16 protein-coding genes are annotated in these 15,701 nt (G+C 48.0%); 8 read left to right on the forward strand and 8 right to left on the reverse strand.

Annotation, left to right across the window (positions count from 1 at the left end; translation table 11 throughout):
* The first annotated feature begins 17 nt into the window (after positions 1-17).
* The 4 genes from NYE68_RS05575 (at position 18) to NYE68_RS05590 (ending at position 5,276) form a co-directional block, all read left to right on the forward strand.
* Positions 18-1,121: a citrate synthase/methylcitrate synthase gene (locus tag NYE68_RS05575; protein WP_229041522.1), complete on the forward strand. Its 1,104-nt coding sequence runs from the start codon at positions 18-20 to the stop codon at positions 1,119-1,121.
* Between the two features lie 79 nt (positions 1,122-1,200).
* Positions 1,201-2,070 (forward strand): SDR family oxidoreductase, encoded by an 870-nt coding sequence (locus tag NYE68_RS05580; RefSeq protein WP_060674952.1) that lies wholly within the window; start codon positions 1,201-1,203, stop codon positions 2,068-2,070.
* Between the two features lie 332 nt (positions 2,071-2,402).
* Positions 2,403-3,806, forward strand: coding sequence for an amino acid permease (locus tag NYE68_RS05585; RefSeq protein ID WP_015417121.1), 1,404 nt, complete (start codon positions 2,403-2,405; stop codon positions 3,804-3,806).
* A 114-nt stretch (positions 3,807-3,920) separates the two neighbouring features.
* Positions 3,921-5,276 carry a sodium-dependent transporter gene (locus NYE68_RS05590; protein ID WP_015417122.1) on the forward strand — a complete coding sequence of 452 codons (1,356 nt, stop codon included), beginning with the start codon at positions 3,921-3,923 and terminating at the stop codon, positions 5,274-5,276.
* 36 nt (positions 5,277-5,312) lie between these two features.
* Here NYE68_RS05590 and NYE68_RS05595 read toward each other — a convergent pair whose 3' ends face one another.
* Genes NYE68_RS05595 through sigM form a run of 3 tightly spaced genes read right to left on the reverse strand, consistent with a single transcriptional unit; the run spans position 5,313 to position 7,148 of the window.
* Positions 5,313-5,603, reverse strand: coding sequence for an anti-sigma-M factor (locus tag NYE68_RS05595; protein ID WP_003155315.1), 291 nt, complete (start codon positions 5,601-5,603; stop codon positions 5,313-5,315).
* Positions 5,591-6,667, reverse strand: a complete 1,077-nt coding sequence (locus tag NYE68_RS05600) for an anti-sigma factor (protein ID WP_087920756.1) — start codon at positions 6,665-6,667, stop codon at positions 5,591-5,593. Before NYE68_RS05600 ends, NYE68_RS05595 begins: the two co-directional genes overlap by 13 nt.
* Complete coding sequence (gene sigM, locus NYE68_RS05605; protein WP_003155312.1) at positions 6,657-7,148, reverse strand: RNA polymerase sigma factor SigM; 492 nt, start codon at positions 7,146-7,148, stop codon at positions 6,657-6,659. The genes NYE68_RS05600 and sigM overlap by 11 nt, the downstream gene beginning before the upstream one ends.
* A gap of 240 nt (positions 7,149-7,388) precedes the next feature.
* Between sigM and NYE68_RS05610 the strand changes: the two genes are divergently transcribed.
* Complete coding sequence (locus NYE68_RS05610; RefSeq protein WP_015417124.1) at positions 7,389-7,988, forward strand: 1-acylglycerol-3-phosphate O-acyltransferase; 600 nt, start codon at positions 7,389-7,391, stop codon at positions 7,986-7,988.
* 45 nt (positions 7,989-8,033) lie between these two features.
* Here NYE68_RS05610 and NYE68_RS05615 read toward each other — a convergent pair whose 3' ends face one another.
* Both NYE68_RS05615 and NYE68_RS05620 read right to left on the reverse strand, forming a co-directional pair.
* On the reverse strand, positions 8,034-9,368 hold the full coding sequence (locus tag NYE68_RS05615) for a hemolysin family protein (RefSeq protein WP_003155308.1): 1,335 nt from the start codon (positions 9,366-9,368) through the stop codon (positions 8,034-8,036).
* A gap of 61 nt (positions 9,369-9,429) precedes the next feature.
* Positions 9,430-9,855: a MerR family transcriptional regulator gene (locus tag NYE68_RS05620; RefSeq protein WP_007409263.1), complete on the reverse strand. Its 426-nt coding sequence runs from the start codon at positions 9,853-9,855 to the stop codon at positions 9,430-9,432.
* A 179-nt stretch (positions 9,856-10,034) separates the two neighbouring features.
* Between NYE68_RS05620 and NYE68_RS05625 the strand changes: the two genes are divergently transcribed.
* The 3 genes from NYE68_RS05625 (at position 10,035) to NYE68_RS05635 (ending at position 14,114) form a co-directional block, all read left to right on the forward strand.
* Entirely contained in the window at positions 10,035-11,219 is a 1,185-nt protein-coding gene (locus NYE68_RS05625; RefSeq protein WP_324636002.1) for a pyridoxal phosphate-dependent aminotransferase, read from the forward strand.
* Positions 11,220-11,251: 32 nt separating this feature from the next.
* A complete protein-coding gene (locus NYE68_RS05630; RefSeq protein ID WP_015417126.1) occupies positions 11,252-12,496 on the forward strand; it encodes a beta-ketoacyl synthase N-terminal-like domain-containing protein in 1,245 nt (414 codons plus the stop codon).
* A 229-nt stretch (positions 12,497-12,725) separates the two neighbouring features.
* A complete protein-coding gene (locus NYE68_RS05635; RefSeq protein ID WP_166706453.1) occupies positions 12,726-14,114 on the forward strand; it encodes a hemolysin family protein in 1,389 nt (462 codons plus the stop codon).
* A gap of 13 nt (positions 14,115-14,127) precedes the next feature.
* Here the strand turns inward: NYE68_RS05635 and crcB are convergent, their stop codons facing one another.
* The 3 genes from crcB to NYE68_RS05650 are packed head-to-tail and all read right to left on the reverse strand — an operon-like array spanning position 14,128 to position 15,597.
* Positions 14,128-14,487: a fluoride efflux transporter CrcB gene (gene crcB, locus NYE68_RS05640; RefSeq protein WP_012117180.1), complete on the reverse strand. Its 360-nt coding sequence runs from the start codon at positions 14,485-14,487 to the stop codon at positions 14,128-14,130.
* Positions 14,484-14,879, reverse strand: a complete 396-nt coding sequence (locus tag NYE68_RS05645; protein ID WP_053573525.1) for a CrcB family protein — start codon at positions 14,877-14,879, stop codon at positions 14,484-14,486. Before NYE68_RS05645 ends, crcB begins: the two co-directional genes overlap by 4 nt.
* A gap of 1 nt (position 14,880) precedes the next feature.
* Positions 14,881-15,597, reverse strand: coding sequence for a glycerophosphodiester phosphodiesterase family protein (locus NYE68_RS05650; protein WP_015417128.1), 717 nt, complete (start codon positions 15,595-15,597; stop codon positions 14,881-14,883).
* Positions 15,598-15,701 lie beyond the last annotated feature (104 nt).

The raw sequence follows: 15,701 nt of genomic DNA on the forward strand, positions 1-15,701 counted from the left end.
GATAAGGGGGAATGAAATTGATTTATCGTGGATTGAAAGGGATTACTTGTGCAGAAACGGCGATCAGCCACATTGACGGAGAAAAGGGGCATTTAATATATCGCGGCTATGACGCGAAGGATATCGCGCTGCAATCCAGTTTTGAAGAAGCGGCGTATCTCATTTTGAACGGGGCGCTTCCTGATGAGCGGCAATTGCTTGCGTTTCAGGAAGAACTTGCAGCCGAGCGCGGGCTTCCGAAACATTTGATCGACTTACTGGAAACGCTTCCGGATGAAATGGATGACATGGCGGTGCTGAGAACGGCTGTTTCAGGTTTGGGCACAGATTCATTTACATATCCGCCCAAGCCGGAAGAAGCGATTAAACTGATTGCCGTCACACCGACGATTATTGCGTACAGATACCGCTGTAAACAAGGGCAGGAAGCGTTGTCACCTGAGGCGCGATACGGACACGTTGAAAACTATTTGTATATGCTGACAGGCAGGCAGCCGTCCGCAGCCCAAAAGAAAGCGCTTGAGACGTATATGATCCTGGCGATGGAGCACGGGATGAATGCATCGACTTTTTCGGCGAGAGTCACCGTTTCGACTGAATCGGACTTAGTGTCTGCCGTCACTGCCGCACTGGGTACGATGAAAGGGCCGCTGCACGGAGGCGCGCCTTCAGGCGTCACGAAAATGCTTGAAGACATCGGGACAAAAGAAAATGCAGAAGCGTATTTGGCAGCGAAGCTTATGAGGGGAGAACGCCTGATGGGCTTCGGGCACAGGGTGTACAAAACAAAAGATCCGCGGGCGGAAGCGCTGCGCATAAAGGCTGAAGAAGTGGCGGGAAATGATCCGGCGCTTGACTTGGCGCTTTATGTGGAGAAGGAAGCCATCCGCCTGTTAGAGCAATATAAGCCCGGACGGAAGCTGTATACGAATGTGGAGTTTTACGCAGCGGCTGTGATGCAGGCCATTGATGTCGACAATGATTTGTTTACGCCGACCTTTTCAGCAAGCAGAATGGCAGGCTGGTGCGCACACGTGCTTGAACAGTCCGCTGACAACATGATTTACAGGCCGTCTGCGAAATACACCGGCGCTTTTCCCGAAACGGCTCAGCAGCTTTAATTACCGGCATATTTGTCCGTTTAACTCCCCGCACTGCGTGGTATCGTCTCAGTAATACCAATTGCAGGAGTGTGAGAATATGAATCCGATGGACAGACAGACGGAAGGACAAAAGCCGCAGGTGCAAAACCGCCAGCCCGGCATTGAGTCAGACATGGAGCCGAAACCGCTCTTGGAGGACCCGGATGTAAAAGGGTCGGGCAGATTAAAAGGAAAAGTCGCCGTCATCACGGGCGGAGACAGCGGCATCGGCGCAGCGGCTGCGATCGCTTATGCGAAGGAAGGGGCGGACCTTGCCATCCTGTACCTAGACGAACATGCCGATGCTGAGAGAACGAAAAAGCGTGCGGAAGAATACCAGGCCGAATGCCTGTTAATTCCGGGAGACGTCGGTGATGAGGCGCATTGTCAGAAGGCGGTCCGGCAAGTCTTAGATCGCTACGGAAAAATAGATATTCTCGTTAATAATGCGGCTGAGCAGCATCCGCAAAACGGGATTCTTGATATTACAGCTGAACAGCTGGAGAAGACATTCCGTACAAACATGTTTTCTATGTTTCATATGACAAAAGCCGTGCTGCCCCACCTGCAAAGAGGGAGCGCCATCATTAATACAACGTCTATTACCGCTTATCAGGGAGACACATCATTGATTGACTATTCGTGCACGAAAGGCGGCATCGTTTCCTTTACGCGTTCAATGGCGATGTCATTGGCCGATCAGGGGATCAGAGTTAATGCGGTGGCCCCTGGCCCGATCTGGACCGCCCTGATTCCGGCAACGTTTACTGAAGAAAAGGTGGAAAAGCACGGTCTGGACACTCCGATGGGAAGACCGGGACAGCCTGCGGAACACGCCGGAGCTTACGTGCTTCTGGCTTCAGACGAATCTTCCTATATGACGGGGCAAACCATTCACGTAAATGGCGGCAGATTTATTTCAACATAATACGCAAGTCTTATCCCGCGCTTTTAAAAAGGGCGGGATTTTTATTTGAACGTACATATGAATACGATCTTCAAAAAATTGACGTCGCCAGCTGAATCACTAATGTTAATATTTCACAGTGGAGAATCCGCTGAGTTCTGTTTTATGAAAACTAAAAATAATATATAGAATTTTCAAAAAGTTATTTTCATTTTTATATTTTTCGCTATAATATGACATAGGAGAAAGGGATGATGTGCTGAAACATTTCATGCGAAAAATAAGAATTTAGTCATTATTGCTATTTTTATCTGAATATTCTAACATATATTGATTTACAAGGAGTGAAGCAGATGAAGGGGAGCGTATTCAGAAAGAAAAGCATTCAGGACCTGCTTGCCGCAACGGGCGGGGAAAAGTCGCTGAAAAGAGAGTTAGGGGCCTTTGATCTGACCCTTCTGGGGATAGGGGCCATCATCGGAACGGGGATTTTTGTATTAACCGGAACAGGCGCTGTCACGGCGGGGCCGGGGCTGACCGTTTCATTTGTCATCGCCGCTCTTGCGTGTTTATTTGCGGCTCTGTCATATGCCGAATTTGCTTCAAGCGTCCCGGTTTCAGGTTCCGTCTACACGTTTACTTATGCGACACTGGGTGAACTTCTCGCGTTTATCATCGGATGGGATTTAATCTTGGAATATATGCTCGCCGTCAGCGCGGTTTCGGTCGGCTGGTCCGGCTATTTTCAATCATTCTTGGCGGGCTTCGGCATTCATCTTCCGACCGCATTAACGGCCGCGCCGGGATCCATTAAAGGCACGGTCACATTCTTTAATCTCCCCGCATTTGTTATCGTGCTTGCGATTACATTCCTCCTCTATTTAGGCATTAAGGAATCGAAGCGGGTCAATAATATTATGGTCATTTTAAAAGTTCTGGTTGTTCTATTGTTTATCGCCGTTGCGGCCGTATATGTCAAACCTCACAACTGGCAGCCGTTTATACCGATGGGGTTCGGCGGTGTTTTCAGTGCCGCGGCGCTCGTTTTCTTCTCTTTTATCGGTTTTGACGCCGTCTCTTCCGCCGCTGAAGAAACGAAAAATCCGGCGAAGGATCTGCCGAAAGGAATTATCTTTTCATTAATCGTCTGCACCGTGCTGTATGTGACCGTATCGGCGATTATGACGGGCGTCGTTCCGTTTGCCCGCTTTGAAGGCGTTGACCATCCCGTGTCTCTCGTCCTGCAGATGGCCGGACAGAATTGGGTGGCCGGGATTATTGATATCGGCGCAGTGTTGGGGATGACAACGGTGATGCTCGTCATGCTGTACGGCCAGACGAGGGTGATGTTTGCCATGTCCCGTGACGGTTTGGTGCCGGGGGCGCTTTCAAAAGTCCATCCGAAGCATAAAACGCCGCACGTGGTGACATGGGTTTTCGGCATCCTGTCGGCATTACTCGGCTCGCTCGTCCCGCTTGATGAACTGGCGAAGCTGGTGAACATCGGCACGCTTGCCGCATTTGTCCTGATTTCCGTGGCGGTTATCGTATTGAGAAAGAAACAGCCTGATCTGCCAAGGGCTTTTAAATGTCCGGGGGTTCCCTTTATTCCGGTATTGTCCATTCTGTTCTGCGTGTTTTTGATTATTAACCTCGGCGCCACCACCATATTCCGTTTCTTTATCTGGCTGATCATCGGTCTGGTGATTTATTTCTTATATTCGAGAAAGCATTCGAAATTAAACGGGGATTTGTAAGGAGCGGCATCCGCCGCTCCTTTTTATTTTTCGGAATAATGAAACATATTGAAATGGGCTTAAGTTATCGCAGCGAATAAGGGATAATATAGGGCGGAAGGGAAGTGGAAAGTCGTGTCTGACCAAAAAAGGGTTCAATGGGCCTCAAAAATAGGATTTATTATGGCCGCTGCCGGTTCGGCGATCGGTCTGGGAGCCATTTGGAAGTTCCCTTACGTAGCGGGTACGAACGGGGGAGGCGCCTTTTTTCTTGTATTCGTCCTTTTTACCGTGCTTTTAGGCTATCCGCTTTTGCTCGGTGAATTTATTTTCGGAAGGCGGAGCCAGACAAATGCGATTGATGCCTACAAACAAGCCGCGCCGAAGTCGGTATGGCACCTTACGGGTTATGTGGGTGTGGCGGCCTGTTTTTTAGTTTTGTCTTTTTACAGTGTTGTCGGCGGGTGGATTTTGCTTTATGTGTTAAAAGCCGTTACCGGTTCTTTATCCGGGCTCACTCAGGAGCAGTACGGCACGGTGTTCGGGACGGTCATTGAAAATCCGATCCAGACTCTCATTGCGCAGCTTGTATTTATGATCATGACGGTGGCGGTCGTCGCAAAAGGCGTGCAGAAAGGGATTGAACGTGTCAGTGCGGTGCTGATGCCGATTTTATTCGTGCTGTTTCTATTGCTTGTGCTGCGATCAGTCACGCTCGATCATGCCGTTGAGGGGATTAGATTTTTATTGGTTCCGCACTTTGAAGATTTGACGCCGGAATCCATCCTATATGCTTTAGGACAGGCGTTTTTTACATTAACGCTCGGTGTTTCGGTCATGGTGACATACAGTTCGTACCTGCCGAAAACCCAAAATCTTCCGGGTTCGGCGGGTTCCATTGTTATGATGAATGTGCTCGTTACGCTGTTTGCGGGACTGGCCATTTTCCCGGCGGTTTTTTCGTTCGGCTTTAAACCGGATGAAGGGCCTACACTGCTGTTTACCGTGCTGCCAGCTGTGTTTGACCGGCTGCCGTTCGGCTCGCTGTTTTTTATCAGCTTTTTGGCGGTCTTTTTCTTCGCCGCGCTGACTTCGGCCTTTTCGATGGTGGAAATTATCGTGGCGACTGTCGGGAAAGGTGATGAAATGAAAAGAAAGAAGCTGTCGTGGACAAGCGGTCTGCTCATTTTCTTAGTCGGAATTCCGTCCTGTTTATCATACGGTGTTCTCGGTGATGTTCATTTGTTCGGAAAAACGTTTTTTGATCTTGCGGATTTCACCGTCAGCAATGTGCTGATTCCGCTCGGCGCTTTATTAATATCAATCTTCGTCCCGCTGAAAATACCGAAGCAGGAGCTGTTTGCCGAGATGAAAAGCGGTTCCGCCATCGGCTATCGTTTCTTTCAGGTGTGGTATTTCCTTCTGAAATACCTCGTGCCGCTGGCTATCATCGTCGTATTGCTGCATTTAATCGGCGTTCTTTCATTTTAAAAAAACAGGCCCCCGTAAAAGGGCCTGTTTTTATGTTTAAAAACCGAATTGCAGATTCGTATCAACCGCAACGATCGTATATACACAGACAATGACGAACAGATTGAGAATGACACCGAGCAGTCCCGGGCCCGTCCGGCCTTTTTTAATAAACAGCTCAATGATGCCGAACGGCACGGCGGCCATCGCAAACGGCAGCATCTGATAAGAATAGAAAGTCACATTGCTGATGATTGCCACGTTCAAAAGCAGCAGCGACAAAATCGCGGTACCGACTGATATCCAGCCGAAAACATTATGCTCTTTAAAAATTCTTACCAATTCCATAATTCCACCTCACCGATGTTTGCTGCTTTTACTGTTTTGTTTTTCAGCAGACGTTCGATTTCTTTTGTCGGCCCCGTCACGACAGAGCCGTATACGTTCATTCCGTGATGTTCAACATAGTCGATTCGGCTGCCAAGATTCATGTCTTTGCGTTTCGATATCGCATGCGCCCATTTTTTATGGCGGGACATAAATTCAAGGGCATTGATAAATTGTTCACGGTCTGTCTGTCCTTGCGTTTCGAAAGAGGACACCATCTTGGAATCTTTCCCGGGAAATCCTAACGGCTCTGCATAAGGACTGTCTTTCAGATTTTTCTCCGTTTCGACCGCGTTCCATAAAAACTTCACATCGTATTTTTTAAAAGTCGAATATACTTGAGAAGAAGGGTAGGCCCTGTCATAAGAAAGATAGACCTCCGCCACGCTTCCTTCAGGCAATTTTTTTAATGTCTGTCCGGCTTTTTCAATCGTGCGTTCCTTTAAGCCGGAAGGATGGGCGAAATAATGCTTTGCCTGTGCCGCGTCTAGATCATAGTAGTTAACGGCAGGCGATTTGACCGTATCTAAAAACATTTCAATCCGTTCTCCGCCGACGGATTTCGTTTTTGTGCCTATCTGTTTTTGCAGCGGAAATTCCGTATTCATTCCAAACAGCTTCACCTGGCTTTTCAGTCCGGAGGTATCGACGAGGACGTTCGGCATTGTGGTCGCCACCGTCACTGCCGCGGTCTCCATTAATTGATTGCCGGTGCTTTCTTTTCCTCCCAGACCGTAATAGAGGTAGCTTCCTAATGTGCAAAGCGGCAAAATCATCAAAGTGGAGATGACGGCGAGAACTGAAATCCGCAAATACGATTTGCGTTTTCCGTATGATAAAATGGCCTTCTGTTTTTCCGGGCTGATGCCGACGTCCCATTCCCGGTCGTCCTGCATTTCGCTTTCAATCAACTCCTGATAGACTTCCAGCTTTTCCAGCTCTTCTTCAAAGGCGGCCATTTCCCGGTCGCTCATTTCTCCATTTTTGTATTGGTAAAAACGCTTTTTAAATTCTTCATTCATCATTAACACCTCTATTATAAAGTGCTTTCAGCCGCTGTCTGGCACGAAATAAAACACTTTTAAAATTAGCCTCTGAAATATTCATAATATGGGATGCTTCTTTGTAATTCAGTTCTTTTAAATAATACAGTGTTAAGGCCTCCCGATAATTGTCGGGAAGTTCGGACATATACCCTGTCAGCACTTCCTTGATTTCAATCTGATGAGCCGGGCTTTGAACAGCCGTCTGAAAAAGGCTCCCAATTAAGTCATCGGAAATGGTCACTTCCTTTTTATGTTTTCTGACATAATCTATAAACGCATTTCTCGCCACTTGAAAAAGCCATGGCTTTACTTTGCTGTGGTCGTAGGAGTGAATGTGTATGTATGCCCTCATAAAGGTTTCCTGCAGCAAATCTTCAGCGAGATGCTTGTCTTTTGTCATGGAGAGCAGGAACCGGTAAACATCATTCATATACATTTGGTAAATTTCATCGATCGTCACTGCCTTTTCTCCCCTCTATGTTATACACGCATAAGAAAGGTTTAAAGTTGCACGTTCCATGCAAACGGCTTAAATTCATTTTCACCTCATCAAACACCATTTCTCTATAGTACCCAAAATCCGTCATAAAAGATAGAGATCGGCGGAGGAAAAATATAATTATTAGTACCAGGTAATAAAAAATATTGTTATAATAGAGAGAGAGAACACTTTTGATCATTACAACAAAGGAAGTGCGTTATGTATAAGTTTTGTGCAAATGCCATCAAATGCATTCTATCCCTGCGCGGAGGAGTGAAAGTGTACAATAAAGAGAATCTTCCGTCTGATAAAGGATTCGTTATCGCGTGCACGCATGCGGGCTGGGTGGATGTCCTCACGCTCGGTGTCGGGATATTGCCCCTTCAGATTCATTATATGGCGAAAAAAGAGCTGTTTCAGAAAAAGTGGATCGGACGTTTTTTGAAGAAGATTCACGCATTCCCGGTTGACCGTGAAAATCCGGGCCCAAGCAGCATTAAAACGCCGATTAAGCTTCTGAAGGAAGGAAAGATTGTCGGGATTTTTCCGAGCGGTACGAGAACATCAGAAGACGTCCCGCTGAAAAGAGGGGCCGTGACCATCGCCCAAATGGGAAAAGCGCCGCTCGTTCCGGCCGCATATAAAGGGCCGTCTACGGGAAAAGCGCTGTTTAAAAAGGGAAAAATGCGGCTTATCATCGGCGAGCCGATTTTTTTGGAGGACTTTTCCGATCTTGCGCCGAAGGAGAGGCTTGCGGCCATGACAGAAGAGCTGAATGCCAGAATTAAAGAGCTTGAGAAAAAACTTGAACAACTGTAAATGAAAAAAAGCTTGCCGTCTGTATCAGACGCGCAAGCTTTTTTGTTATGCTTCTTTTTGTTCGGCGGTTTCCAGCAGTTCATCAAACGCCAGTTTTTTCACTTCGATATATGCGACGTGGTGGCCGTCAATTTCATTAATGATAAATTCACAGCCTTCTTCGATAATCGAGTCGTATTGTTCGACGTCGTATTTCTGGGTAAGGAACCAGCCGCCGATAGTGTCGACCTCGTCATTTTCCAAATGGATGCCGAGGAGTTCGTTCACTTGATCAATCAGGACCTTGCCGTCAAGCATGTAATGGCCGTCTCCGAGTTTGCGGATTTCGTTGATTTCATCGATATCAAATTCATCACGGATTTCCCCGACGATTTCTTCAATAATGTCTTCAACGGTGACAAGCCCCGCGGTTCCGCCGTATTCATCCGACAGAATCGCCATATGAACACGTTCCTTCTGCATTTTTACAAGCAGATCGTGAATCGGTGCCGACTCAATCACATGGATGATCGGATTGACAAAATCGGTAATCGGCGAGTCGACTGATACTTCGCCGCTGATGCAGGCGGTCAGCACTTCTTTAATGTTAATAACGCCGATAATATTATCTTTGTCACCCTCTTCGACAGGGTACCGGGTATATTTTTCAATCTGAATGATGTCCATCATTTCAGAAATTTTGATATCATGCGGCAGACTGACGATTTCCGTACGCGGAATCATGATTTCTTTTGCAAGTCTGTCGTCAAATTCAAAGATTTTGTTCACGTATTTAAATTCAGACTGGTTGATTTCACCGCTTTTATAGCTTTCCGATAAAATGATGCGCAGCTCTTCTTCAGAGTGGGCAAGCTCATTTTCAGATACCGTCTCCAGACCGAACGTCTTCGTTAAAAGACGGGCGGAGTTGTTCAGAAGCCAGATAAACGGGAACATGATGCGGTAAAACCAAATGAGCGGTTTCGAAAACAGCATTGAAACGGCTTCCGCTTTCTGGATGGCGACTGTTTTCGGCGCCAACTCTCCCACGACCACGTGTAAGAATGTAATGATCGCATAGGCGAGAATAAATGAAATAATATGCGATAATGAGCTTGGTACGTTTATCTTTGTGAAAAGCGGATGAAGCAAGCGTTCAATCGTTGATTCGCCTAAGACACCAAGACCGATGGAAGTCAATGTTATGCCGAGCTGGCACGCCGATAAATACTCATCTAAATGCGTGGTCACTTTTTTGACACCGATTGCGGCTTTATTTCCTTCTGCTATAAGCTGGTCAACCCGTGAGCCTCTGATTCTGATTATCGCAAACTCAGATGCTACGAAAAATGCCGTCAGCGCGATTAAAACCGCGACTAAAATCAAATTCACAATGTCCAATTAGAACCTTCACTTCTTTTGGGAAGATGAAGGTAACACCTCCTGTTAGTAAGATAATGGTTTAACTTAACAGCAGCATAAATGATTGAAGCACTGCAAGCTTTTCAGGAGCCAGCCTTTTTTTCAGCTGGGCGCGCTCCTCTGGTTCAAGCTTTTCAAACCGATTCAAGATCACGGAGATGTTTTGATTCATGTGATCAATTTCCGATGCCAGATTTCCAATATCGTCAGGCAGGGCTGAAGAGGGAAACTGGTTCTCCAGTCGATCTTTTATATCAGACAGGGCCAATCGCTGCTTTTTACAAGCGACTATAAACTTTAACCGATTAAGTGCAAGTGTATCGTAGTAACGATAGTTCGAACAAGACCTGTCAGGCTTTAAAAGCCCGAGGTTTGTGTAGTAATCCACCGTGCGTTTCGTTACACCGGCAAGCTCTGCTAATTCACTGATGCGATAAGTCTCAGCCCCATCTAAATCCCTCCCCAACCATCACGTTATAGTTATGAGAATAGTTTAATATATGAAGGGGAGTTTGCACAAGTTTATTGTTTTCCGTCTTTCTCCTGAAACGGCGCGGCGGGCTGTCTGAAAAAGCGTTGACTGCGCCATGTAAATCTTTCATAATCATTGTAAATAGAAACGGAAGAAAAAGACAGAAGGGACAGATGACAGTGGCCGGTTTATCACGGGAAGTGACACAGAATCTGGAGAAAGGGTCATGGATACGCAAACTATTTGATGAAGGCGCTCGGCTGAAAAAAGAGTTCGGCGCCGATAAGGTGTTTGACTTTTCAATAGGAAATCCGGTTGCGGAGCCGCCTGAAACATTTAAAAAGGCGCTTTGCGAAGCGGCTGAAACAGGGCGGCACGGATACATACAAAACCAGGGGCTTCCGGAGGCGAGAGAAAAGGTTGCGCGCTTTTTGTCAGAGCGGTTTCAGACAGAAATTTCCGCCAGGCATACAGTCATGACGGTCGGAGCCGGCGGGGCGCTGAATGTCGCGCTGAAAAGCATTTTAAACCCCGAGGAAGAAGTCATCCTTCTTTCGCCTTATTTTGCGGAATATAAAGCGTATGTTGAAAATTACCGCGGCAGACCCGTCATCTGCCCGCTGACTGACTCATTTGAGATTGATATTGAAGCGGTTAAAGGTGCGATCACCCCCCGTACGAAAGGCCTGATCGTTAATACGCCGCATAATCCGACGGGGACTGTGCTCAGCCAGAAAAACCTTAACGAATTGGGCGCCTTATTAAAAGAAGCCGAAGAGCGGAACGGCCAAAGCATATTTATTTTATTTGATGAACCGTACAGCCAGCTGATCTACGGAGAAGAGCAGGCGAATCCGTTTCAGGCGTATCACCGCGTGATTTTAGTCAGTTCGTTCAGTAAAGATCTCGGCATTGCGGGGGAAAGGCTCGGGTATATCGCGGCAGACGCCCAAATGCCTGAGGGCGATCTTCTGACGGATGCGTTCGTTTTCTGCAACCGGACGCTCGGTTTTGTGAACGCTCCGGTCATGATGCAGCGCGCCGTGGCGAAAATGGATGATCTTTCGATTGACGCTGAACCTTACAGAAAGCGGAGAGACCTTATGGTGGACACCCTCACAGAAGCCGGTTTCGAATTTGAAATGCCGAAAGGAGGCTTTTTCGTCTTTCCGAAATCACCGATTGAAGACGAGGTGGCATTCTGCATGCATGCCGCACAGAAATACAAACTATTGATCGTACCCGGCAGCGGATTTGGAAAAAGCGGCTATTTCCGATTATCTTTCAGCGTGCCTTCAGAACAGATCAGACAGTCGCGCGATATTTTCAAAGCACTGTATCAAGATTTTTCTTCATAGCTTCCAATACATAAAGATGGGAGAACGGACAAATGTCGAGGAGAAATAATGGCACGTCAGACATCAGCATTACAGGAATCGGAGTCTTAACCGCGGTCGGACAAGGCAAGGAGGCGTTTCTCGATGCGCTCATGGAGGGGCGGCACGCCTTTGATGTGATGAAACGGCCCGGCCGGCAGAAAGGCAGTTCGTTTATCGGCGCGGAGCTTAGCGAATTAACGCCGCCGGACGCGCTGTCGAAGCGCTTGTACCGAAGAGCCGCATTATCAGGAAAGACGGCGCTTATCGCTTTATATGAAGCGTGGCATGACGCTCAATTAGACGGCGCTGATCACAGCCGCACCGGTCTGATCATCGGCGGCTCGAATATGACGCAGCGCGAATTGCTGCAGGCCTTTGAGAAAAACGGTGAAACGCCGCAATTTGTAAATCCGACATACGGGCTTTCTTTTATGGATAGTGATTTGTCGGGGCTTTGTACGGAGCAATTCGGGATAAAAGGGCCGGCCTTTACGGTCGGCGGCGCGTCGGCCAGCGGCCAGGCGGCGGTTATTCAGGCTGCTCAAGGAATCAAAGGCGGCCTGTTTGACCGGTGCATCGTGATCGGGGCGCTGGCCGATCTGTCGTACATGGAGTGTCATGCTCTCCGTTCTTTGGGAGCGATGGGCACTGATACATACGCTGAACGGCCTGAAGCCGCCTGCCGCCCGTTTGACCGGCATACGGACGGGTTTATATTCGGAGAGGCGTGCGGGGCGATTGTGCTGGAACGCGCTGAATCTGCCGAACAGAGGGGTGCGCGTTCGTGGGCCGGCTTAAAGGGCTGGGGGATGGCTTCTGATGCGAACCGCAACCCGAATCCTTCAGCAGAGGGCGAAATGACGGTGATCCGCCAGGCGCTGGAGCGGGCCGGTCTTTCAGCAAAAGAGATCGATTACATCAACCCGCATGGCACCGGTTCGCCGATCGGTGATAAGACTGAATGCCGGGCGCTTTCTGAAAGCGGCCTGTCGCACGCGCGGATTAATGCGACAAAATCGATTACCGGACACGGTCTGAGTGCGGCCGGAACGGTGGAAATCATTGCTGCTCTCTTGCAAATGCGGGAAAACAAACTTCATCCGATCCGAAACTTAACGGAGCCGATTGACGATTCATTTCAGTGGGTGACCGACGGGCCGAGCGCCCATACCGTACACCATGCGTTAAGCTTAAGCATGGGATTCGGGGGGATTAATACGGCGCTTTGTTTAGAAAATCATTTCCGGAGCAGATAACGGCAGCCTTCTTTTTGAAGGCTGTTTTTTATATGATAAAAATCTGAAAATGATGAAAGAATGGAGTTGTGATACAATAAACTATACAAATGACAATCATGCTTTGACTTAGGAGGTGGCAGGATGGGGCCCTCTGTGTAGTCAATCACCCATTTCGTTCCTCTCGCTTAAGAAAAAACGATGAAATCAGGAGGTGACGTCCTTATCCTTTAATTCGGGATAAGGTGAAATGGACGATATTGACAGTTTGATTTTAATCGGTGTGCTCATTGCGTTAACGGCATTTTTCGTGGCGAGTGAATTTGCGATCGTCAGAGTGAGAAGATCCAGAATCGATCAGCTCATTTCAGAAGGGAACAGACGGGCGGTGCTCGCAAAGCGTATCATTACGGATCTTGATGAGTATTTATCCGCGTCGCAGCTTGGCATTACACTCACATCCATCGGGCTCGGCGTACTGGGAGAGCCTGCATTTGAGCGGATGCTTCATCCTGTGTTTCAGGGTATGGGGCTGCCGGATTCTGCTGAGCATGTGATTGCTTTTGCTGCGGCGTACGGGCTGATTACGTTTCTGCATGTCGTCGTCGGTGAGCTTGCGCCTAAAACGGTTGCGATTCAAAAAGCGGAAAAGCTGACGTTATGGATTGCCGGACCGCTTCGGTTATTTTACGTGTTCATGTTCCCGTTTATTTGGGTGCTGAACGGCTCCGCGAGAATTCTGACCGGTTTGGCCGGATTAAAGCCGGCATCTGAGCATGAAGGCTCCCACTCTGAAGAAGAGCTGCGGATCCTGCTGTCAGAAAGTTTAAAAAACGGAGAAATCAATCCGTCTGAATATACATTTGTGAATAAAATTTTTGATTTTGATAATCGGATCGCCAAGGAAATCATGATCCCGAGAAAAGAAATCGCGGCTGTTTCCACTGATATGGACGTGCCGGAAATGCTTGATATGATGCTGAAAGACAAATATACGCGCTGGCCCGTAACGGACGGGGACAAAGACAATGTCATCGGCATGATCAATACGAAGCATCTCTTTTCAGATCTGCTGTTTATGACAGAAGATGAAAAAGCGGAAGTATCCATCACGTCTTACGTCCGCCCGGTGATTGAAGTCATCGAGACGATCCCGATACACGACCTGCTGATAAAAATGCAGAGAGAACGGATTCATTTGGCGATATTGTCTGATGAATACGGCGGAACGTCCGGTCTTGTGACGACCGAAGACATCCTTGAAGAAATCGTCGGCGATATCAGGGACGAATTTGATGAGGACGAACAGCCGCAGATTCAAAAGCTGTCCGAACGCCATTATGTGCTGGACGGAAAGGTTCGGATTGATCAGGTGAATCATCTTCTCGGCGCAGGGATTGAAGAGGAAGTCGACACGATCGGCGGACTTGTGCTGAAACGGAATATTGACATCTGTGCGGGTGAGTCGATACAAATCGGGGGATACACTGCCCTCATATTAGAAATGGACGGCCGGTTTATTAAACAGCTTGAACTCAAAGAAGAACAGGGCCGCCCGGGCGGTCAGGGAACAATAAACCGCCAGCTTCCCGTGCCTGAAACGGTCATGCTTCATAACGCAACCTTGAGCGAAAAATAAGCTCAAGGTTTTTTTAAATGGATATCATAACAAAGCCGCACCAGAACGCCAAAAGGCTTCCGGCTGCTGAAACAGCGATGTAGAGCAGGCTTTCCTTTATGCGGTTGTTCATCATCAGCTGCACGGCTTCAATACTGAACGTGGAAAAGGTCGTAAACGCACCGAAAAAGCCCGTCGCGATGATGATGCCGGCAGAAGGATTATCCAGGCCCAGGCCGGTGAACATGCCGAGGCCGAAGGAGCCGAGCAGGTTGACCGCAGCCATTCCAAGCGGCATCGGAAAACCTTTTGTTCTTTCTGAAATTGTTTTACCCAAAAGAGAACGTAATACCGCTCCGATACCCGCTGCGATAAGCATCAGGACAATCGTCATGGCGTATCATGCCCCTTTCCCGCTGCGTGAAGGGCAATACGCCGTCCCCAGAAAATGCCGGCGTATGCAAGGGCAATGCCAGAGATTAATATCGCGGCAGCATAACAAAAAGCCGCTGCGGGAGACGATTGCAGCAGAAAAATGGTTTCTTTTGCGAAGGTTGACATCGTCGTGAAACCTCCGCAAAAACCGGTTCCTAAAAAGGCGGTCAAAAGAGGGCGTTTAGCCCGAATGATGAAATAACCCGTAATAAGACTGAGTAAAAGGCTTCCCGCCGCGTTTTCGAGGAAAGTGGCCGCCGGGAAAGAACCGCTGTGAATGTGCGCGCTCATTTCAAAGCGGAGCAATGCGCCAAGCGCGCCTCCGATAAAAATTGCGATATATTGTTTCATATCAGCCATCCTTAGAAATAAAATCCGGAAAATCAGTTACAATGCCGTCAACTGCCATCATTTGCAGTTTTTCGGCCGTCTTTTGATTTCTGACCGTCCAGGCAAATACTTTCAGGCCGTGTCTGTGAGCGGTGGAAATCAAGAACCGATTCAGGCGGGTATATTTAATATTGACATAATTTACGGCTGATTTGTAGGCGGCCAGCTGGCTTTTGGAAAACATCCCGAAGCTGGGTCTTGCAATTATTGCAGTCGGAACGGACGGATACATGTCGTGAAAGGTCTGAATTGACTTGAGGCTGAATGATTGAACGATAGGGCGGATGGAAAAGGAAAACCTGCTTAACAGCTGGCCGACTGCTTTTTCAAGACCGACTTGAGAAACGTGCCCTTTCAGTTCAATTAAAAAACCGATTTCAGAATGATAACGCTTCAAGACCTCTTCGAGCAGGGGAATCCGCTCCCCTTTAAACTCAGCCCCATACCAGCTGCCGGCGTCCAGAGACTGCAGCTTCTTCAGCGTAAAATCTTTTACAAAACCGGAGCCGTCCGTCGTCCGGTCGACTTTGTCATCATGGATGACGACAATCTGGCCGTCTTTTGTGAGCTGGACGTCAAGCTCAATGAAATCAGCGTTCATTTCGGCAGCGATATCAAATGCCGCAAATGTATTTTCGGGCGCGTAACCGGATGCGCCGCGATGAGCGATGGTATACAAGCTTGTCAGCTCCCCTCATGGGCATTTCTGTTATTATATCAGATTCGTATATGCACAGCGATTCAAACTGGTGAATGTGCGAAACAGTATTTTTTTGGAATAAA

Origin of the sequence: Bacillus sp. FSL R5-0447 (assembly GCF_038606125.1) — a bacterium.
GTDB lineage: Bacteria > Bacillota > Bacilli > Bacillales > Bacillaceae > Bacillus > Bacillus velezensis.